Source organism: Pseudofulvibacter geojedonensis, from assembly GCF_042675745.1.
In the GTDB taxonomy this organism is placed as follows: domain Bacteria; phylum Bacteroidota; class Bacteroidia; order Flavobacteriales; family Flavobacteriaceae; genus Pseudofulvibacter; species Pseudofulvibacter geojedonensis.
Window position 1 is genome coordinate 180,142 of record NZ_JBHTJM010000006.1, and the last position, 19,706, is coordinate 199,847.

At 30.9% G+C, this 19,706-nt stretch carries 21 protein-coding genes; 3 read left to right on the forward strand and 18 right to left on the reverse strand.

The window, feature by feature from the left end; genetic code table 11:
• Positions 1 to 100: 100 nt before the first annotated feature.
• From ACFQ1O_RS05820 to rsgA, 13 genes are all read right to left on the reverse strand, one after another.
• Positions 101 to 829 carry a hypothetical protein gene (locus ACFQ1O_RS05820; protein ID WP_377714294.1) on the reverse strand — a complete coding sequence of 243 codons (729 nt, stop codon included), beginning with the start codon at positions 827 to 829 and terminating at the stop codon, positions 101 to 103.
• Positions 816 to 1,379 (reverse strand): RNA polymerase sigma factor, encoded by a 564-nt coding sequence (locus ACFQ1O_RS05825; protein WP_377714297.1) that lies wholly within the window; start codon positions 1,377 to 1,379, stop codon positions 816 to 818. The genes ACFQ1O_RS05820 and ACFQ1O_RS05825 overlap by 14 nt, the downstream gene beginning before the upstream one ends.
• Before the next feature lie 74 nt (positions 1,380 to 1,453).
• Entirely contained in the window at positions 1,454 to 2,431 is a 978-nt protein-coding gene (locus ACFQ1O_RS05830) for a polyprenyl synthetase family protein (protein ID WP_377714299.1), read from the reverse strand.
• A 50-nt stretch (positions 2,432 to 2,481) separates the two neighbouring features.
• Entirely contained in the window at positions 2,482 to 3,522 is a 1,041-nt protein-coding gene (gene rlmN, locus ACFQ1O_RS05835; RefSeq protein WP_377714301.1) for a 23S rRNA (adenine(2503)-C(2))-methyltransferase RlmN, read from the reverse strand.
• A gap of 70 nt (positions 3,523 to 3,592) precedes the next feature.
• Positions 3,593 to 4,642: a tRNA preQ1(34) S-adenosylmethionine ribosyltransferase-isomerase QueA gene (queA, locus tag ACFQ1O_RS05840; RefSeq protein WP_377714304.1), complete on the reverse strand. Its 1,050-nt coding sequence runs from the start codon at positions 4,640 to 4,642 to the stop codon at positions 3,593 to 3,595.
• A gap of 83 nt (positions 4,643 to 4,725) precedes the next feature.
• Positions 4,726 to 5,973 (reverse strand): 3-phosphoshikimate 1-carboxyvinyltransferase, encoded by a 1,248-nt coding sequence (locus tag ACFQ1O_RS05845; protein WP_377714306.1) that lies wholly within the window; start codon positions 5,971 to 5,973, stop codon positions 4,726 to 4,728.
• 44 nt (positions 5,974 to 6,017) lie between these two features.
• Entirely contained in the window at positions 6,018 to 6,245 is a 228-nt protein-coding gene (locus tag ACFQ1O_RS05850; protein WP_377714308.1) for a hypothetical protein, read from the reverse strand.
• Between the two features lie 2 nt (positions 6,246 to 6,247).
• Positions 6,248 to 6,574 (reverse strand): nucleotide pyrophosphohydrolase, encoded by a 327-nt coding sequence (locus ACFQ1O_RS05855; RefSeq protein ID WP_377714310.1) that lies wholly within the window; start codon positions 6,572 to 6,574, stop codon positions 6,248 to 6,250.
• Between the two features lie 2 nt (positions 6,575 to 6,576).
• Positions 6,577 to 8,586: a transglutaminase domain-containing protein gene (locus ACFQ1O_RS05860; RefSeq protein WP_377714312.1), complete on the reverse strand. Its 2,010-nt coding sequence runs from the start codon at positions 8,584 to 8,586 to the stop codon at positions 6,577 to 6,579.
• Entirely contained in the window at positions 8,586 to 10,484 is a 1,899-nt protein-coding gene (locus tag ACFQ1O_RS05865; RefSeq protein WP_377714314.1) for a DUF3857 domain-containing protein, read from the reverse strand. Before ACFQ1O_RS05865 ends, ACFQ1O_RS05860 begins: the two co-directional genes overlap by 1 nt.
• 20 nt (positions 10,485 to 10,504) lie before the next feature.
• A complete protein-coding gene (locus ACFQ1O_RS05870) occupies positions 10,505 to 11,035 on the reverse strand; it encodes a metal-dependent hydrolase (RefSeq protein WP_377714316.1) in 531 nt (176 codons plus the stop codon).
• On the reverse strand, positions 11,035 to 11,487 hold the full coding sequence (gene dtd, locus ACFQ1O_RS05875; RefSeq protein WP_377714318.1) for a D-aminoacyl-tRNA deacylase: 453 nt from the start codon (positions 11,485 to 11,487) through the stop codon (positions 11,035 to 11,037). The genes ACFQ1O_RS05870 and dtd overlap by 1 nt, the downstream gene beginning before the upstream one ends.
• Position 11,488: 1 nt before the next feature.
• Positions 11,489 to 12,439 (reverse strand): ribosome small subunit-dependent GTPase A, encoded by a 951-nt coding sequence (gene rsgA / locus ACFQ1O_RS05880; RefSeq protein ID WP_377714320.1) that lies wholly within the window; start codon positions 12,437 to 12,439, stop codon positions 11,489 to 11,491.
• 92 nt (positions 12,440 to 12,531) lie between these two features.
• Here rsgA and ACFQ1O_RS05885 point away from each other — a divergent pair, with 92 nt between their 5' ends.
• Positions 12,532 to 12,996, forward strand: a complete 465-nt coding sequence (locus tag ACFQ1O_RS05885; protein WP_377714322.1) for a hypothetical protein — start codon at positions 12,532 to 12,534, stop codon at positions 12,994 to 12,996.
• 69 nt (positions 12,997 to 13,065) lie between these two features.
• On the opposite strand, the gene ACFQ1O_RS05890 is transcribed toward ACFQ1O_RS05885, so the two are convergent.
• Together ACFQ1O_RS05890 and ACFQ1O_RS05895 are read right to left on the reverse strand one after the other, a co-directional pair.
• On the reverse strand, positions 13,066 to 14,148 hold the full coding sequence (locus ACFQ1O_RS05890; RefSeq protein WP_377714324.1) for a chorismate mutase: 1,083 nt from the start codon (positions 14,146 to 14,148) through the stop codon (positions 13,066 to 13,068).
• Positions 14,138 to 15,067 carry a prephenate dehydratase gene (locus ACFQ1O_RS05895; RefSeq protein ID WP_377714326.1) on the reverse strand — a complete coding sequence of 310 codons (930 nt, stop codon included), beginning with the start codon at positions 15,065 to 15,067 and terminating at the stop codon, positions 14,138 to 14,140. The genes ACFQ1O_RS05890 and ACFQ1O_RS05895 overlap by 11 nt, the downstream gene beginning before the upstream one ends.
• Before the next feature lie 259 nt (positions 15,068 to 15,326).
• Here ACFQ1O_RS05895 and gldA point away from each other — a divergent pair, with 259 nt between their 5' ends.
• Complete coding sequence (gene gldA / locus ACFQ1O_RS05900; RefSeq protein WP_377714328.1) at positions 15,327 to 16,220, forward strand: gliding motility-associated ABC transporter ATP-binding subunit GldA; 894 nt, start codon at positions 15,327 to 15,329, stop codon at positions 16,218 to 16,220.
• A gap of 46 nt (positions 16,221 to 16,266) precedes the next feature.
• Complete coding sequence (locus ACFQ1O_RS05905; RefSeq protein ID WP_377714330.1) at positions 16,267 to 16,671, forward strand: PaaI family thioesterase; 405 nt, start codon at positions 16,267 to 16,269, stop codon at positions 16,669 to 16,671.
• A 10-nt stretch (positions 16,672 to 16,681) separates the two neighbouring features.
• On the opposite strand, the gene ACFQ1O_RS05910 is transcribed toward ACFQ1O_RS05905, so the two are convergent.
• From ACFQ1O_RS05910 to ACFQ1O_RS05920, 3 genes are read right to left on the reverse strand one after another with little or no spacing between them, the layout of a single operon-like run.
• Entirely contained in the window at positions 16,682 to 17,737 is a 1,056-nt protein-coding gene (locus ACFQ1O_RS05910) for a serine hydrolase domain-containing protein (RefSeq protein ID WP_377714332.1), read from the reverse strand.
• Positions 17,737 to 18,489: a head GIN domain-containing protein gene (locus ACFQ1O_RS05915; protein WP_377714334.1), complete on the reverse strand. Its 753-nt coding sequence runs from the start codon at positions 18,487 to 18,489 to the stop codon at positions 17,737 to 17,739. The genes ACFQ1O_RS05910 and ACFQ1O_RS05915 overlap by 1 nt, the downstream gene beginning before the upstream one ends.
• The gene (locus tag ACFQ1O_RS05920; protein ID WP_377714336.1) at positions 18,479 to 19,612 is read right to left on the reverse strand and encodes an acyloxyacyl hydrolase; all 1,134 of its coding nucleotides are present in this window, start codon (positions 19,610 to 19,612) and stop codon (positions 18,479 to 18,481) included. The genes ACFQ1O_RS05915 and ACFQ1O_RS05920 overlap by 11 nt, the downstream gene beginning before the upstream one ends.
• Positions 19,613 to 19,706: the final 94 nt, after the last annotated feature.

Genomic DNA, 19,706 nt, shown 5'->3' on the forward strand with positions numbered 1-19,706 from the left:
TAAGAGTACTAATAATTTACGTGTAATAATTACCATAACTATTCGTTTTAAAAATTTAATAATGATTGATGATTAGTGCTTGGCGCACTATAACTATGAGTTAGTCGTTTCGTTTAGCAACGGCTGTTTTTGTTTTTTTAAATCCGCTTTTTATTTTTTTGAAAACCTTTTCTTTAAAAGACATATCTAATTCTTCTTCAACATCTGCAAGTAATGCATTAGGATCTATAGTTGTTTTAGCTGTAGGTATAGCAGTTTCCTCTTCTTTATCTAAATTAATACTAGCTGTAGCTGCTGCCAAAAGAGAATCTACTTCTAAATCTAAACTGTAATCGCTCTTATTAACGTTTTCTTCTTGTTGATGACTTGAAACCATTAACTCATCCTGCTCTTTAATACCTACATCATTTATTTCATAGGCAGTTGGTAGTTCTTGGTTGTTCTTTTTTATATGTTGTTCTATTTTCCTTAACTGTTTGTTTTGCTTAACAATTACTTCTTTAGATTTATCTACAAAAACTTCTTGCTTTTCATCTTCTTTACTTGGCGATACTAAAAGTTCATCTTTTATTATATCGGTTTTTTCATTATCTACTTCAACTACAATAGGTTCTATAACTCTATTATCATCCCCTCCGTTCAAAACAAAAAATAAACCTAAAAGCAAAACAACACTTGCTGCCACCCAATAAAAAGGAGTTCTTTTATTCTTGTTACTTTCTTCTTTTTCTAAAAGCTCATCTAACTTATCCCAAACATTAGCACTTGGCTCTATTAGCCTCCCTTCTAGTTTTTTCTTAATTTCTTTATCTATATTATCGTGTCCCATTATGAATGGTATTTAATTCTTTAATTTTCTCTTGCAAAACCTTCCTTGCTTTAAATAATTGGGATTTTGATGTGCTTAACGAAATCTGCAGCATATCTGCTATTTCTTGATGTTTATAACCTTCTATGGCATATAAAACAAAAACTGTCTTATAACCACCTGGTAAATCATCTATCATTTCTTGTATCTCGGCAACATCAAAATAATTATTAATTGAATTTTCTACATTGTTACTATATTCTTCTATTGCATCAGTAAAAGACAATTGTTTTTTCTTTCGTAAAAAAGATATACACTCATTTACTGTTATTCTTCTAAGCCATCCCTGAAAGTTTCCTTCACCCTCATAAGTATTTAACTTTTGAAAAGCTTTAAAAAAAGCTGTTACCATTACATCTTCTGCTTCTTGTAGATCATTAATATAGTACCTACAAACACTTAGCATTTTAGATGCATGCAATTGATATAATTGCTCTTGAGCCTTCCTCGACTTTTTGATAGCTTGAGCTATTATTTTTTGTTCCGATGTATGTAACGATATTACCCTCATTAAAAAGCTTTTTAACGCCTTCTATTTATATAGACGCAAAAATAATGCAAAAGGTTGCCTGGGGTATAAAAAAATTATTTTTTACGCTCTATTACGTAATTAACCATTAATGTAAGTGACTCTTTATAAGGAGAGTCTGGATATGAATTGAGTAATTCTAAAGCCTCTTTTTGGAAGGATACCATTTTAGAAACGGCGTATTCTAATCCTCCTTTTTCTTTTACGAAGGCAATAACTTCATTTACTCTTTTTTTGTTTTTATTATGCTTTTTTACCGAATTAATTAACCAAGATCGTTCCTTATCATTTGCCTGATTTAAAGCATAGATAAGGGGTAAAGTCATTTTTTGCTCTTTAATATCTATTCCTGTTGGTTTACCAATTTGAGTAGTTCCATAATCAAATAAATCATCTTTTATCTGAAAAGCCATTCCTATTAACTCACCAAACTTACGCATTCTCTCTACCTCTTCTTCAGAGCCATGTACTGCACAAGCCCCTAAACCACAACAAGCAGCTATAAGTGTTGCAGTTTTCTGGCGAATTATTTCATAATATACCTCTTCAGTAATATCTAATCTTCTCGCCTTTTCTATTTGGAGCAACTCTCCTTCACTCATTTCTCTTACAGCAACAGAAATAATCTTCAGCAAATCAAAATCACCATTATCTATAGACAACAATAATCCTTTTGATAATAAATAATCTCCTACTAATACTGCTATTTTATTTTTCCATAAAGCATTAATTGAAAAGAAACCTCTACGCTTATCTGAATCATCTACAACATCATCATGTACCAACGTAGCAGTATGAATTAATTCTATTACTGATGCGCCTCTAAATGTTCTTTCATTAACAGAACCTCCAGAAACCATTTTAGCTACTAGAAAAACAAACATTGGTCGCATTTGTTTTCCTTTTCTATTTACTATATAATGGGTTATTTTGTTTAGCAGAGCTACCCTAGAAGTCATAGAATTAGAGAACTTTTGCTCGAAAAGTTCCATTTCTGCATGTATGGGTTGTTTTATTTGCTCTACTATTTTCAATTCAAACTAATTGTAGTTCTGCAAACCTACTAAAAATTATAAGATTTTTGTTAAGATTTATTAGCCAACTGTCCGCAAGCAGCATCAATATCTTTTCCTCTAGATCTTCTAACAGTTACTGCTATTTTATGTTTCTCTAAGGTTTCTATATACCTATTCAACGCTTCGTTAGATGCTTGCTGAAATTCGCCATCATCTATTGGGTTATACTCTATTAAATTTACTTTAGAAGGTACATATTTACAAAACTTAACTAATGCCTGAATATCTTCTGTTTTATCATTTACCCCTTTCCATACAACATATTCATATGAAATCCTGCTTTTGGTTTTAGCATACCAATACTCTAATGCTTCTCTTAAATCTTCTAAAGGAAAGTTCTCGTTAAAAGGCATTATTTTACTTCTGACTTCATTTCTAGCCGAATGTAACGAAACAGCTAGCTTAAACTTTACCTCATCGTCTGCTAGTTTTTTAATCATTTTAGGAACTCCAGAAGTAGAAACAACAATGCGTTTAGGAGACATTCCTAAGCCTTCATCTGAAGTAATCTTATCTATAGCAGCTAATACGTTTTTATAGTTCATTAATGGCTCTCCCATACCCATAAAAACAATATTTGAAAGCGGGCGGTTATGATATAATCTGCTTTCTTTATCTATAGCAACTACTTGATCGTAAATTTCATCAGGATTTAAATTACGCATTCGCTTTAACCTAGCTGTTGCGCAGAATTTACAATCTAAACTACACCCTACCTGACTCGATACACAAGCAGTAGTTCGTGTAGCTGTTGGTATTAATACTGACTCTACTATTAATCCGTCATGAAGTTTAACTGCATTTTTTATTGTACCATCAGATGAACGTTGCATCATATCTACCATGATATGATTAATAACAAAATTATCTTCTAACATTTCTCTTGTTGCTTTAGAAATGTTAGTCATATCATCAAAGCTATGAGCTCCTTTAGACCATAACCATTCATAAACCTGATTACCTCTAAAAGCCTTTTCTCCTTGCTCAACAAAAAAGTTTCGCAGCTCTTCTTTAGATAATTTCCTAATGTCTTTTTTTTCGTTCTTCATGAGTTGGCAAAAATACAAAAATAAAAGCCACCCTTAAAAGGATGGCTTTATTATATAATTTTTATACTTCCTAAATAATTAGCATCGCATCTCCGTAACTATAAAAGTTGTATCCCTCTTTTATAGCTTCTTCATAAGCTTCAAAAACAAAATCATGACCTGCAAAAGCAGAAATCATCATTAACAAAGTTGACTTTGGAGTATGGAAATTAGTAATCATACAGTTAGCTATACTAAAATCATAAGGAGGGAAAATAAATTTATTTGTCCAACCTTCATAAGCATTTAAAGTATGGTTAGATGAAACTGAACTCTCTAAAGCTCTCATAACAGTTGTACCTACAGCACAAACTCTTCTCTTTTTTGCTTTAGCATCATTTATAACTTCAACAGCAGGATCTTCAATAATGATTTGTTCAGAATCCATTTTGTGCTTAGATAGATCTTCGACTTCTACAGCATTGAATGTTCCTAAGCCAACATGTAAAGTTACTTCTGCTAAGTCTACACCTTTAATTTCTAATCTTTTTAATAAGTGCTTAGAAAAATGTAATCCAGCTGTTGGAGCAGCAACAGCACCTTCATGCTTAGCATAAATAGTTTGGTAACGTTCCTGATCTTCTGGTTCTACATCTCTTTTTATATATTTTGGTAAAGGTGTCTCTCCTAATTCATTTAACTTTTTTCTAAACTCTTCGTAGCTTCCGTCATATAAAAAACGTAAGGTTCTACCTCTTGAAGTTGTATTATCGATTACTTCGGCTACCAATGTCTGATCTTCACCAAAATATAATTTATTTCCTATTCTTATTTTACGTGCAGGATCTACTAAAACATCCCAAAGACGTTGTTCTTCATTTAATTCTCTTAATAAGAATACTTCAATACGTGCACCTGTTTTTTCTTTGTTACCAAACAATCTTGCTGGAAATACTTTCGTATTATTCAACACCATCACATCACCCTCATCAAAATAATCTATTAAATCTTTGAATAACTTGTGTTCAATAGTCTTCTTTTCTCTGTTTAAAACCATTAAACGAGCTTCATCTCTATTTTCTGATGGGTACTCTGCTAACCTTTCTTCTGGCAGCTCGAAATTAAAGTGTGATAACTTCATTTTACTTATATAAATATTTAGTAGAACATTAATTGGGCGCTAATATACAACCTCAACATAGGGGTTGTCAAGTAAATAGCTAATTATATTTTATTTATTTTAAAACCAATGCTTTTTAAGTCTTGCCAAAAACCCGGATACGACTTAGAAACCACTTCACATTCTTCTATAACAATTCCAACTTTTAATGCCAGTGGAGCAAATGCCATAGCCATTCTATGATCTTGATATGTTGCAATTGAGATATTTTCGTTTATTTCTCCCTCTCTTTTCTTTAAGTGAAGTGATTCATTAGTAACTTCTATATTCGCTCCTAACTTGCTTAACTCTACTCTTAATGCTTCTAGCCTATCTGTTTCTTTTATTTTTAAGGTATGTAAACCTTTTATATTACAGGCAACTCCTAAACCGTAACATGTTACAGCAATAGTTTGAGCAATATCTGGAGCATTTGATAAATTTAAATCAACTACCACGTCTTCACTAACAGCCTTCAATTTTTGAAGTAGAATTGTATTTTCTTTAAATATAGTACTTACCCCAAACTGCTTGTAAATATCTTGCAATGAAGAATCTCCTTGAAGTGATTGCTCCTTATATGTAGATAGCAAAATTTTTGTCCCTGGCTCAGACAATGCTACAATACTATAAAAATATGATGCTGAACTCCAATCTGATTCTACAGTCAAACATGTATTGTTTAAGATAGATTGTCGATGAATTATTGGTTTTACTTTAATTGAATTACCTTCAAAATCACTGTTAACACCAACTTGTTCTAATAATTGTAAAGTCATTTTAATGTACGGAACCGAGGTTACCTTCCCAATTAAATTCAATTCTAGTCCATTTGGCAAAAAAGCCCCCATTAACAGTAAAGCCGATATATATTGACTTGATACATTGGCTAACAAACTAACCTTGTCCTGGGTTAGTTTTTTCCCTTTTATTAGTAAAGGTGGATACCCTTCTTTTTTTTCATACTGAATGTCTGCACCTAAATCCTTTAAAGCATCAACTAAAACCGAAATAGGTCTTTCTTGCATTCTAGTTGAACCCGTCAACAATACCTCTCTATTTTCTAACATAGAGAAATATGCAGTTAAAAACCGCATTGCTGTACCAGCATGATGAACGTCTATCTCTCTTTCAGACGAACTTAATGCTTTTTGTAAAACTTGAGTATCATCAGAATTGGACAAGTTTTTAATTTCTAACTTATTTAATAAGGCTTGTAAAATTAATAGCCTATTTGACTCTGATTTTGACCCAGTAATTATAACCTCTGATTCTTGATTATCAACTATAGATTGATGAAGCTGTATATTCATGTTTTTTCATAATGCTCTTCTTTTTAATTAAAAGAAGAAAATTATTATTTATTTTTTCTTTTTTGTAAGCTAGCCATTAGGAAACCATAGATCATTGAGAATACTCCTAAACCAATCATATAATTTCTAAACTGCTCTGTCTTAACATAGTCACTAAAATCTTTCATCAACACACTCATAATTATTTTAATAATTGCAGAAATGATGAAAAATACGATTGAAAATCTCAACCCAAGTTTCCAGATTGGTGTATTCTTAATTTTATGATTCATATCTACTTTAACTTTTCGTTATTATGATGACGATCGTGATCTCTTTTGGTTTTTAGATCCAACTTTTTATCAAAAGCCTCTTGAAGGTTAACTCCTGTTTGATTGGCTAAACATAAAACTACAAAAACTACATCCGCCAATTCCTCTCCTAAGTCTTTATTTTTATCACTTTCTTTCTCACTTTGTTCTCCATATCTACGAGCGATAATTCTAGCCACTTCTCCAACTTCTTCTGTAAGTTGAGCCATATTAGTTAACTCATTAAAATAACGAACACCATGATTTTTTATCCAATCATCAACCGCTAATTGTGCGTCTTGTATATTCATAATTATATTTTTTCTAAAACAATTTTTTCAGAGTTCTTCTCAATCATTTTTTTGTACGTGTCTCGCAAACCATCGTAATAACTTGCAGGTATAATTGGGAAGTTAATTTTCAATTCCTGAGATACTTGAATGTTATTTCCATTTGCTCTAACTAAATAACTATAAGCCCCTAAATTTTCTACCATTACCGCTTTTTCACTTTTAGGATATGATTTAATCTTATACCCATTTGGTATTTTTAAATTAACTATTGTTTTATCTGTAATTGGATATTTAAAATCTATAGGATAACGTCTTTTTTCTTGATTAAAAACATTTTCCTTCTCCGCCAAAAACAACAAAGGATCTATATAAATTTCATTACCAATCTCCTCAACTCCTTCCTCAAAAACAAAATCATAGGATTGTAATATAGGCTTAGACAATTCCTTTACATTAGAAACTTCTAAGTTAGAAACCTCTATATCTTTATTTTTCTTTATTTTATTCATTAAACTTTCGGTATTAGCTTCTGTATTCTTTTTTCTGTAATAAAAAGCTAAATAATCCGTTTTTTGGCTTCTTAATTTACCTACTATTTCCATATCAGGGTTTAACTCTGCAGCAATCATAGAAGTATTAACTGAATTTTTCTTTGGATATAAATTAACCCATGTAGAACTACCATGCTCCCTTATAATTCTACCTTGCCAATTCAATGCTCTATTAGGCAAGTTATTAATCGAGGCATAAGGTTGGGTTGCATCTAACAAAAGAACCTCTCCTTGAACTTCAACTCCACATATCACATAGTTAAATCCTTTTCTAGTTGGAAATAAAGGCACCCCATTAGATTTAGTAGACACTAAAATCGGATTGGCTGATATTCCCGCATAACGCAACATAGCAGTTAACATTAGGTTAATTTCTGCAACATTACCAACACCTTCGTTATAAGCTTTTTTTACTCCTTCAGAAGTATAAACACCTATAAAATCATTCCACTTTACTTTTGACTTCACAAAACTAAAGATCTTATTTATTTTGTCTTGCTTAGTTGATACACCTAATAATAAAGCATCTATTTCTTTTTTAAAATAAGACTCTTTACTTAACTGAGCTCCAAAAGAGTCATTTCCGTAAATAACTTTTACAACAGTATCCCAATCAACCGAGTAATTTTTAATTTGGTTATTAAATGATTTAAAAGCTAACAATTCAAAAGACAGCTTAGATTTAAAATTATCTATATTAGAGGTATAAGGTTCTATTGGCATTCCCTGTGTATCCTTCATTGATACGGTATAAATAATGTCATTAAATTCTAAATTCTTCTCATACTTTGGGATATAGCCTCCTTGTTGAGGAAGCCCTTCCCACTTAACAAGGACAGTTCTAGGCTGGAAAGTTTCTATAATTTCTGGAGTTAATCCACTTTTAATGTTATTATGAATTTTATATGTAAAATATTCAGGAATATTAATTCTAACATCCGAAAGCATAATTGGTATTTCAGCTTGAAGCTCTATATCATCTATTGTACTAACAAAAGGAGATTTTATATTATACTTATACTCTAAAACACTCCCTTCCTTAATATTAGGTAGGGCGAACTTAACCTGTTTCCAATATTTATTTTTATTTTCCTCAAAAATATCAGATTTAGTCATTTTACTTTTTTCAACACTACCATTTACTAAGTTATAAGAAACTGCTTTTAAGCCAGCAATACTTTCCCTTGTTTTCCCACTCTTATTATATAGCAAAACGCTTTCTTTTGCCCAGTCAAAACCTTCCTTGTCATATATTTTTATTCTTTTAAAAACTTCTATATTCTTATAGAAACCTTCATCTTGACCATAATTATATGTAATTCTTAATTTACTGTATAATATAGCTGCATTGGCTGAACTATCAATTGAACATTTCTTCTCATTTAATTCTTCTTTTGAAACTCTTCCAAATTTATAATCCTGAGCGTTAGCTATAGTTATTACCGTTAAAAAAGCTACGAATAAAATTCTTTTCCCCATTATTTACTTTTTTCTATTAAAATTTTTAATTTATCTTTCTTTTTAATTTTTTTTAAAAAACCTCTATACTCATCATATTTTTCTTTGGGAAAAACACCCTCTTTCATTACCATTTCTCTTTTGTATACTATTTTTTCTTCTTTTGTTTTATACACTGACATTCTATAATATCCAAAGTCGCTCATAATTTCAACCTCTTCAGGTAAAGAGGTAACTTTCATTCCATCAGGAATCTGATAACTATACTCATCTATATCTTTATAAGACATACTTATTTTAAATGGCAACCTACGATTTTCATAATTCATTGGAATACTAGTTACTCTATTAAACATATTCAATTGAACCATCAATTTATCTCCTACTTGAGTTATATAATTGTCAATACTTAAGCTTATATCTTCAGTTAACTCAATACTATCTTTATTCTCTACAATATGTATACTATTTAATTTTAACCCATTTAAATAATCCCATCTATCTAAATACACCAATTCTTTCTTATCTTCTGAAAGAGGTATAATATAAGTTCTATTATCATACTGAAGTCCTTTAGAATTTAAGACCACCTTAGATTCGACTTTTCCTTCAGAATTAATTAGCACTTTAGCTTTTGTTGTTAAAGTATTGATTTCTTCTCCATAAGTAGGTGTACGTTTAATCTCCCCCCCATTTGGAGTAACGACTAAAACATCTCTATCTGCTGTAAAATCACCTAAAAAATTAAATGGTTTAGTCTGGCTTGTACATTCTAGCCATACTTCTTCGTTTTCTAGAGGAACATTTAATATGACATGATTCCCTTGCATACTAGAAAATTGTTTGTCTATATTTCTTTTATCTCCAGCATAAACTATCGTATAATATGATTCAAGTCCTTGACTTTTCAACAATGCCTTAGTATAATTTGTCAATCCTTTACAATCTCCATATTTAACCCTATCAACCTCATCTGCATTAATTGGCTGCCAACCTCCTATTCCTAATTGAACTCCTACATATCGAGTTCTATCCTGCATATACCTATATACCCTTTTAACCTTCTCTTTCTTATCATTAACTCCCTCCAACAGTTGCTTTACTTCTTCAACTGTTTTTTCTTTCAAATTGTCTCTTCCTGTTAATAGATCGTTATATTGCCAAATTCCAAAATCAGTCCAGTTTTTAGAATTCCCTTTTTTTCCTTTTATACTAAAGTCATTAATAGCTACAAGTACTTTAGGGAAAATTTCGTTAAAACTTGGGCTTCTTTCTTCTCTTTTTATAGCTTTTAATTTCTCTGATGAAAAAATTAATCCATTATTTTCTTCTGAAATTGTAAAATCTAAAAAATCAGTATTCAAGCTTTTAAATTTATGTTTAGAAGCTGTATGATTAATAAACTCGTACTTATTCTCTTCTACACTCAAATAATAACTATCTACCGGATACCAACTTTTAATAAAAGCAGTTGATTTTTCTTTTAGTTTGTAATTAAACACTACAGTATAAGGGTATGATAACGGCGTATAGTCTAAATATTTAACTCTATTATCTGTATACATCTGTCCGCCACTTACTGCACTAACGTCCAAAAAATCAGAATACTTTTTTTTAACTATTTCTTTTCCATTAGCATCTAATATCAATGCTGATAAACTCAAAACTTTACTAGAATCATCATAATATACATATGTATCTAATAATTTATCTCCAAACCTATTTAAAACAGTAATCACTTTCTTTTCAGTAATTACCATTTCATCTAAATCTTTTAACTCTATTAAAGTATAATTATCTCTTACAACTGCATTAGCGTTTTCTAAAAGTTCATCACTAATTTCTGAAAAGGCATAATTAGATTGCGCTTTAACTGTAATAGAACTGACTATTATGACAAACAGTAATATTAATCTCATTTCTTTGTTTATTAACTTACTTACTCGGCGTTTATATTTAATATTTTGTTTTTAAAAACATTTATACCTAAAACAACTAGGCAAGGAATTCCTATCCATATAAATTCGCTACAAATAACCTTCCAACCCCATTTAGAAAAGAATCTTTCTACACCAATTGGTGATACTAGAATAGGCCTAAAAGGAAAAAAATAACGTGTTTCATTATAGGGAATTAAAAAACCTACTCCTTCGCCGCCAGTAGTCATTGCATCTAACATAGCATGAGACATAGTTCCTAGAAATAACACCAAAAAGAATATTACTTTTCTTTGTTTTCCAAAAATAAAACTCAACAGTAATGCCCAAATTATTGAAAACAGAATGGAATGTGTTAGCCCTCTGTGTCCTAGCCAATGATTATAAGATATCCCTAACTTAAATGATATTACATCTATATCTGGTAGTATGGATGATATAATTGCTAAAGCCATCAGTATTCCTGACTGATTTTTATCTAAAACCTTTGAGAAAGTATAACCAACTAAAGCGTGTCCAAAAGCCGATGCCATTATTCTTTATCTTTTGTATCAATCGTTATTGTAACTGGTCCATCATTAATTAAACTTACTTTCATATCAGCTCCAAATTCTCCAGTTTGTACTTCTCTTACAGTATCTATAGATAAAGTTGAAACAAATTTTTCATATAGAGGAATAGCTATTTCTGGTTTTGCTGATCTAGTAAATCCTGGCCTATTACCTTTTTTTGTACTTGCAAACAAGGTAAACTGACTAACCACTATTATATTTCCTTCTATTTCCTGAATTGACTTATTCATCAACCCATTCTCATCAGAAAAAATTCTCATTTTAGCTATCTTGTTAGATAACCATCTTATATCTTCTTCAGAATCTAAATCTTCAATACCTAATAGCACCAATAAGCCTTTTTTAATCTGAGCAACCGCAGAGTCTTCTATGACAACCGATGCTTCTGAAACTCTTTGTATAACTGCGCGCATTTTACTCTCTTTTATATTCGTCTACCCTATAATGCTCTTCGTCTCCTGCTATTATTTGTAAATAGCTTTTATATCTAGAATAAGGAATCTCGTCAGCTTCAATTGCATCTTTAACGGCACATTTAGGTTCGTCTATATGCAAACAATTATTAAATTTACAGTCTTGCTTTCGCTCAAAAAATTCTGGAAAAAAATCGCCTATTTCTTCTTTTTCCATATCTACAATACCAAACCCTTTAATACCTGGAGTATCAATAATTCTAGCATCGAAAGATAAATCGAACATTTCTGCAAAAGTAGTTGTATGCTGTCCTTGTTTATGCTGCTCAGAAATTTCTTTTGTTTTTAAATCTAGATTAGGTTCTATAGCATTTACCAATGTTGATTTCCCTACACCTGAATGACCAGCAAACATACTTGTTTTACCTATCATTTTTTCTTTAACACTAGAAACTCCTATACCCTCTATAGCAGAAACCTCCATACATTCGTAACCAATCTTACTATATAAATGTTGCAAATATTTAATTTCGAACAACTCCTCTTCATTATAATCATCTATCTTGTTAAACAGTAATATTGTTTTTATCTGATAGGCTTCCGTAGTAACTAAAAAACGATCAATAAAACCTGTAAACGTTGGAGGATTATTTAATGTTATCAATAAAAAAACTTGATCTATATTAGAAGCAATAATATGTGTACGCTTAGATAAATTTACCGATTTACGAACGATATAATTTTTCCTATCATGTATAGTATGAATAACTCCAGTAGTTTCGTTATTCTTGGTTTCTAGGTCAAAATCAACACTATCGCCAACAGCTAATGGATTGGTACTTTTAATTCCTTGTATTCTGAACTTCCCTTTTATCCTACACTTATAAACAGTATTAGATGCAGTTTTTACCACATACCAACTACCAGTAGATTTGTAAACAATTCCTGTCATTTTTACTGTTTAAATTTCAAATACAAAATAACGACTTTTCTATTGAAGAAAATGTATATTCGCATCTAATTTAAATATTAAATTCATTTATTATGAAAAAACTATTATTACTTGTAGCCTTTATTTTTATCTCTTTTACTGAAACTAATGCTCAAGTTGAGTACAAAATCATTACTAGTGTTGAATCTATCGTTCCTAACGGATTAGGAAGATCTAGAATTGTATCTTCATCTGATGAAAGAAACTACAAGGACTTTACTTCTCAACGTACAGAAGATAAAAAAGAAGACAAAAGAAACAAATCTAAAAGAGACGAAATAAGAGTTAGAAACTTTGAAGAAACTAAACTTTTAAACTTCTACAACTTAGGTGGAATTCGTTTCCAGAACATTGCTGCTAATGATGCTGTTTTAACTTCTAAAGTTAATACTATGATTGAAGAAGGTTGGGAACTTGCTTTTGTTACTAGTGCTGTAGAAAGTGAAGGTGGTAAAGGAGACGGTAAAGGTATTTTTATTACTCGTTTCATTTTTAAAAGAAATAAACAACAGTCTTAATTTGACTCACTTTAAAATAGCCAGATATTTTTTGATCTGGCTATTTTTTTATTCACCTTAAAAACAACTCTACTTATTAATAACTTTTTTCTGATGATTTATTGATTCTTGATGAATAGCCTTAAACACCTTTAATGTAAATTCTTCACTCAAACCACTTTCCTCTCCTCTTAAAATCATTTTACCTAAAATTTCGTTCCAACGGTTGGTTTGCAATATCGAAACATTACTTTCTTTCTTTAATATTCCTATTTGATCTGAAACCCCCATTCGTTGTCCCATAATATCAATTAGTTTTTCATCTAACACGTCTATATTAGCTCTTAGCAAACTTAATTTTTGTAAATAATCTTCACTACTAGTAGCCTTTTTACGAACTTTTAAATCGATCATCATCTGAACTAAGGTTTCTGGAGTTACCTGTTGTTTGGCATCAGACCAAGCTTGATCCGGCGTATGATGTGTTTCTACCATTAAACCATCGTAATTTAAATCTAAAGCTGTTTGACAAATATCAAATACCAATTTACGTCTTCCAGCTATATGAGAAGGATCACATATCATTGGTAAATCTGGTAATTGATTTTTTAAATCAATTGGGATTTGCCATTCTGGGTTGTTTCTATATTTCGTCTTTTCATAAGTAGAGAACCCTCTATGAATAGCTCCTAACTTATCAATATCTGCTGTATGAATTCGCTCTAAAGCTCCCATCCATAATGCTAAATCTGGATTAACAGGATTCTTCACCAAAACAATTTTGTCTGTTCCTTTTAAAGCATCTGCAATATCTTGAACTATAAATGGACTCACAGTTGTTCTTGCCCCAATCCATAAAACATCTATGTCGTGTTTCAAAGCTAATTCTACATGAGTTGCATTAGCTACTTCTGTAGCGGTCATCATTCCTGTTTCTTTTTTAGCTCTTTGCAACCATTTTAATCCCAAAGCTCCTACTCCTTCAAAATTACCCGGTTTGGTTCTTGGCTTCCAAATACCTGCACGTAATACATTAGCGTCTGTATCTTTTAACTGATGTGCAATAGTTAATACTTGTTCTTCAGTTTCTGCACTACAAGGTCCTGCTATTACTAATGGGTGAGACAATTCCATTTTGTCTAACCAATTTCTATATATCTTTTTATTTTCCATTTTCTACTAATTCTACTTTTAACACTTCGCTTTTTAAGTTTTCTTTATTATGTCTGTACACTCCTAATACTTTCAGTTCTTTAACTGCCTTCTCTAATACATTCGTTACTTCTTCAAACAATTTATGATCTTCAAATAATACATCAACAAAAAAAGCATATTGCCAAGGCTCTCCAATAATTGGTAGTGATTGAATCTTTGTTAAATTAATTTTAAAAGTACTAAATAGTTGTAATACATTAGATAAGCTACCTATTTCGTGATACAATTCGAATTTTAAGCTAGCCTTATTAACTTTGTTTACTCTTTTTTCTTGTTTTCTACCTAATAAAACAAATCTCGTTTTATTATCCTTCATGCTTTGAATATTGCTATCTAATATCTTTAACCCAAACTCTTTAGCTACTTGTTCTCCTGCTATTGCAGCAACTCCTCTTAAGTTTTGTTCTTTAATACGTTTTGCTTCAGATGCAGTGTCTTTTCCTTCAATTACTTTAAATTGAGGCGGAAACTTTCTTAAGTATTCTTTACACTGTAATAAAGCTACTGGGTGAGAATGTACTTCTTTTATATCGTGAATAGAATCTTCTCCTAAAGCCATTAAATGCATTTGAATATTTAAATACACTTCATCTATGATTTCCAGGTCATAAGCATCAATCAAATTATAGTTAGGTAAAATAGAACCTGCTATAGTATTTTCAATAGCCATTACCGCAAAATCTGATTTATAACCCGTTAACTGGTTAGCAACCTCTTGAAAAGATTCGCACTTAACTAACTCAACTTGTTCCTCACCTAACAACATATTGGTTGCTTGGTGATGGAAAGAACTTTCAATTCCTTGAATGGCAATTTTTGTTTTAACCTGCTGTTTCATTTTTCTACTTTTTAATGCTCTACCGAAACTTTTAAGCATAAAAAAAGTCCCGATTACTCGAGACTTTATATTTAGTTTTTGTTTATTCTTTTATTTAAACAACACATACAAAGCCTCTGCTCTTACTAAAAAAGTAAAAGTTAAAATAAAAGCCTTGCCAAGTGTTTTGTAACATTGTTGTTTTTGTTTTACAAGACAAATGTAGAAATTTTTTATTGCTGAGCAATTTTTTTATTCTAATTTTAGCCAAAAGAAGCTATTTAGTTTATTTTTTATCATTTAAGGTTAATATACTATCATGTCAATATCAGTTAGCAACATATCTAAACTATACGGAGAACAAAAAGCGTTAAACAATATTTCCTTTTCTGTTAACAAAGGAGAAATTGTTGGGTTTCTAGGACCTAACGGAGCTGGAAAATCTACAATGATGAAAATTTTAACCACCTACATTCAAGCTACTGAAGGTGAAGCTTCTGTAAATGAATTTGATGTTAACGAGCAAGAAAAAGAAGTACAAAAAAGTGTAGGGTATTTACCAGAACACAATCCTTTGTACTTAGATATGTATGTAAAAGAATATTTACACTTTAATGCCTCAGTCTATAATACCCCTAAAGAACGAATTGAAGAAGTTATTAACCTTACTGGTTTAACTCCAGAGTCTCACAAAAAAATCAATCAACTTTCTAAAGGATACAGACAACGTGTTGGACTTGCCAATGCTTTGTTACACAACCCTGATGTATTGATACTAGACGAACCAACTACTGGATTAGATCCCAATCAACTAGTCGAGATAAGAGAATTAATTAAAAACGTTGGAAAAGAAAAAACTGTTTTCTTATCTACTCATATTATGCAAGAGGTTGAAGCTATTTGCGATCGTGTTATTATTATTAACAAAGGTGAATTAGTAGCCGATGCAAGTTTAGTAGACTTAAAGAAAGATCAACAGCAAATAATTGAAGTTGAATTTGATTACCGAGTAGAAGATGTGTTAATGAAACGCTTACCCAACATTATCGATGCTAAAAACACGTATGACATGGTTTGGGAATTAACTTTTGACACCCAAGAAGATATGCGCGCAGCTATTTTTGATTTTGCTGCTAAAAACGAATTAAAAATTCTAAAACTAGATACTAAAAACAATAGCTTAGAAAGTTTGTTTAGAGAATTAACCAAATAATATACAACTGTTGCACCAAAAAAAACACTACCAGAAGCTAACTAATATGTATTTACAAGCCAATGTAAATACTAAACTTTATAGTTCTACTACCTGTTCTATTTCTAATGAAACAGCTGAAATAGGCTTAACTATTAACGAGGATTATTTTCATGCCTTAGGTGCTATACACGGATCTGTTTATTTTAAGTTATTAGACGATGCCGCTTTTTTTGCTGTTAACTCTATAGTTACAGATACTTTTGTACTAACCACATCATTTAACATAAACATTACCAGACCTGTAAGTTCTGGAAAGATAACTGCCATTGGTAAAGTAAAGTTTAAGTCTAGGAATTTATTTGTTGCAGAAGCTACTTTGTTTAATGAAGCTGGAAAAGTAATTGCCTTTGGAACAGGTAACTTTACAAAAAGTAAAATAGCCTTGAGTGAAGATATAGGGTATAAATAGATATTAGATATTAGATATTAGATAAGTCTAACTCATTGAACACTGTATCTACTATCTCTGTAAAAACATCTCGTTTATTTGGGTTAGAACAATTCATTAAAATAGTAATTACCAAATCTGAATCTGGATACACATATAACATAGCATACCCACCTAAGCCATTACCTTCGTGCCCTACATACTTTCTTCCTTTATTATCTTCTGTCACCTGAAAACCTAAACCGTAATATGTATTTACACCTTTAACAAACTGTTGTTTCAAAAAGTCTCTTAACAAGTTTTTATTCTTTAAAACAGCATTACCAAACCTCGTTATATCTGCTACAGTAGACAAGTAACCTCCTCCTGCTAACTTGTAAAAATTATGCACCGCTCTAGTTTCTTTTAAACCTCCTCTAATCTTTTTATATGGAGTAGCTTGGTTTTCTAAACTTTCGTTTTTATCTGGAATCGTATTCATCATTTTTAATGGATGTAACACTTCTTTTTCCATAAAAACTTCAAAAGGCTTCTGAATTACTTCTTCTATTACAGCCGATAAAACATTCCAGTTATAGCTACTGTAATTATAATCTGTTCCTGGTTCGAAAAGTAAATTTTCTTTTTTTATAAAGGCTAACCCTTCTTGAATTGATAAAGGCTTATCATTAAAAAACTCTTTATTGGTATTAGCTCTAAAACCCGAAGTATGATTAGCTAATTGCTCTATGCGTATATCAGCTAGATTTTTAGGAAAATCTGGTAAATAGATATATAAAGAATCTTTTAAGTTAATCTTACCCTCAGAGACTAATTTTGCTAATCCAAATGCAGAAATTGGCTTTGAAACACTTGCTATTCTAAATAAAGTTTCTTCATTACAAACCAGCTCTTTACTTTTTAAGTTCTTGTAACCGTAATTAGCACTAAAAACAGTTTCGCTCTTATGACTCACCATCATTCCTATTCCTGGAACAACTTCTTTACCAACTAGCTCTTTCAATAATTGATGAATACGCAGAAACCCCACTTCTTTCTTTTGTTCTCTCTTAAAAAAGGATGCTATGACTTGATATATAGATGGCATTATTCAAAAATCACTTCTCCTGTATAATGCTCTTCTATATCTGTAACGGGTGGTTCATTTACAACTATAAGATCTCCTGTACTCCTTAATTCTGCAGACAATTCTTGGATAGGATTTACTGTAATTGTATTAGTCCCTCTATGAAATACATCTACTTTATTAGCTACTAAATCTCTAGCGTTTAATTTTCCATCTCCAGAAGCAAAATTTACTTTCAAATCACTCACTACTCCTTCCAAAGTAAAGTTTGTCAAATTGTTTCCAACTACTTCAATATTTTGTGAATTGAGGTTTAAATATATATCACCTACCGCATTAACAGATGTATGAATAAAGTTTTCAGATATAATATTTAAGTTTTCAAAATTTAATACACCATCTGAATTTATTTCAAACTGAGTAGAACTTAATATTTCTAGTAAATTTGGCACTGTAACATATACTTTTGTTACATTATAATCTCTTACAAAATTACATGTATTATTATCAGTAATTGTTAACCAGTCGCCACTTACTATAAATTCTACATCATTTAATAAGTTCTCCCCAGTTTCTACTTTTACTTCTTGTACAAGTCCTTCTTTTAAAACTAAAGAGACATCTCTATTCACCCGAATTTTGGTAAAAACGGGCACGTCTATTTCTTGAGTAATAATGGTTCCTGATTGCTGAAAACAATCATTCACACTTTCTGAATCGCAAGACCAAAATATTACGAGCACTAACAAACTATATATAATCTTATTCATCATGATTATTTTTTTTATTTCCCCCTAAACGCATTCCTATACCAAACTCTACCGCTTCTGCTGCTGCTCCGTGAGCCTTTAAACTTGCTATACCAAAATATCGTTTCCCAAAGTACCTTTTAAGCCCAACTCTTACGTAAACTCTTTTTTCAAATTCGTAAGGATAGTATACATAATATCCTAACTGTGTCTCTACAGACAATTTGTTAATAAACAATTCATGCCCTACAAATAACCCAATACGTTTGTAATCTGTTTCTGGATCTATATTTCTTTCTGGAAAAGCAACCGAATTATATTTAATATCTTCTTTTAAAAATCGGCTAAAAAACACTTCAGCACCAGCTTGAAAAGCACTTAATTGCCCAATACGCTTATCTACATAAAAAGCAGGAATATAAAACGGAAATTGCCTGGTTCCTATTACATCACTCTGATTAATACCTGCCCTAAAAACTATATTATAACCTAGTTTTTCTTTGTAAGCAGCATTGTTCTTTTCTGTATGAATGAAGTCAATATTATCTGCTCCTAAACTATAGGTAATACCTATATTCGCTGTTATTGAATTGATACTCGTATTTGGTGCTTTTACATTGGCATTAGAATAATGTATTAACGATAAGCCAGCCTGTAAACCAAAAGGCGTTTTAAACAAACGCTCTTTTTTATAATTAAGCATTAAATAAGTGCTACTCATTATATGAGTTCCAAAAGCCACATTTCTATGGTTGGTTTCTGAATCGTACGGATTGGTTGTATATGCTAATCCTTGACCAATACGCAACATTAAATTTCTTTTTAAGAAATAAAAATTATAATGAGCATACAACGAAAAGTTTTTTCCTAGATATTCATTTTTTAAATCCTGATAAGCAAAAGAATACCCTACATCTGGGTAATTGAATCGTTCTTGCCAAGACTGCTTACCAAAAGTCTTTTTATTCCAACTCAAAATCATTCCTTCTGGATGCCCTTGAATTAAATGTAAGATATCTGAGTTATGATTGGCAATAGTACCGTAAAAATAGTTTACATCTATAGTACTAGCATTGGTAGGTTGTTCTTCTTGAGCAAAAGACCAACACATTAAAAAAAGGCTTAAAAGACTGAATATTTTTTTCATAGCAGTATTAGGGTAAGCAAATATAATCATTTCAGTAATAGCCTTTTCTCACATTGCATTTAGCCCTCATAAAGTAACAAATAGCTTTACAAGC

Bases quoted from the DNA above. Each gene is read 5' to 3' on its own strand.
- queA (WP_377714304.1), bottom strand. From the start codon at position 4,642: ATGAAGTTATCACACTTTAATTTCGAGCTGCCAGAAGAAAGGTTAGCA.
- ACFQ1O_RS05885 (WP_377714322.1), top strand. From the start codon at position 12,532: ATGAAAAAACTATTATTACTTGTAGCCTTTATTTTTATCTCTTTTACT.
- ACFQ1O_RS05825 (WP_377714297.1), bottom strand. From the start codon at position 1,379: ATGAGGGTAATATCGTTACATACATCGGAACAAAAAATAATAGCTCAA.
- ACFQ1O_RS05855 (WP_377714310.1), bottom strand. From the start codon at position 6,574: ATGAATATACAAGACGCACAATTAGCGGTTGATGATTGGATAAAAAAT.
- rlmN (WP_377714301.1), bottom strand. From the start codon at position 3,522: ATGAAGAACGAAAAAAAAGACATTAGGAAATTATCTAAAGAAGAGCTG.
- ACFQ1O_RS05890 (WP_377714324.1), bottom strand. From the start codon at position 14,148: ATGGAAAATAAAAAGATATATAGAAATTGGTTAGACAAAATGGAATTG.
- ACFQ1O_RS05860 (WP_377714312.1), bottom strand. From the start codon at position 8,586: ATGGGGAAAAGAATTTTATTCGTAGCTTTTTTAACGGTAATAACTATA.
- ACFQ1O_RS05905 (WP_377714330.1), top strand. From the start codon at position 16,267: ATGTATTTACAAGCCAATGTAAATACTAAACTTTATAGTTCTACTACC.
- dtd (WP_377714318.1), bottom strand. From the start codon at position 11,487: ATGCGCGCAGTTATACAAAGAGTTTCAGAAGCATCGGTTGTCATAGAA.
- ACFQ1O_RS05820 (WP_377714294.1), bottom strand. From the start codon at position 829: ATGGGACACGATAATATAGATAAAGAAATTAAGAAAAAACTAGAAGGG.
- gldA (WP_377714328.1), top strand. From the start codon at position 15,327: ATGTCAATATCAGTTAGCAACATATCTAAACTATACGGAGAACAAAAA.
- ACFQ1O_RS05870 (WP_377714316.1), bottom strand. From the start codon at position 11,035: ATGGCATCGGCTTTTGGACACGCTTTAGTTGGTTATACTTTCTCAAAG.
- ACFQ1O_RS05865 (WP_377714314.1), bottom strand. From the start codon at position 10,484: ATGAGATTAATATTACTGTTTGTCATAATAGTCAGTTCTATTACAGTT.
- ACFQ1O_RS05910 (WP_377714332.1), bottom strand. From the start codon at position 17,737: ATGCCATCTATATATCAAGTCATAGCATCCTTTTTTAAGAGAGAACAA.
- ACFQ1O_RS05895 (WP_377714326.1), bottom strand. From the start codon at position 15,067: ATGCTTAAAAGTTTCGGTAGAGCATTAAAAAGTAGAAAAATGAAACAG.
- rsgA (WP_377714320.1), bottom strand. From the start codon at position 12,439: ATGACAGGAATTGTTTACAAATCTACTGGTAGTTGGTATGTGGTAAAA.
- ACFQ1O_RS05920 (WP_377714336.1), bottom strand. From the start codon at position 19,612: ATGAAAAAAATATTCAGTCTTTTAAGCCTTTTTTTAATGTGTTGGTCT.
- ACFQ1O_RS05845 (WP_377714306.1), bottom strand. From the start codon at position 5,973: ATGAATATACAGCTTCATCAATCTATAGTTGATAATCAAGAATCAGAG.
- ACFQ1O_RS05915 (WP_377714334.1), bottom strand. From the start codon at position 18,489: ATGATGAATAAGATTATATATAGTTTGTTAGTGCTCGTAATATTTTGG.
- ACFQ1O_RS05850 (WP_377714308.1), bottom strand. From the start codon at position 6,245: ATGAATCATAAAATTAAGAATACACCAATCTGGAAACTTGGGTTGAGA.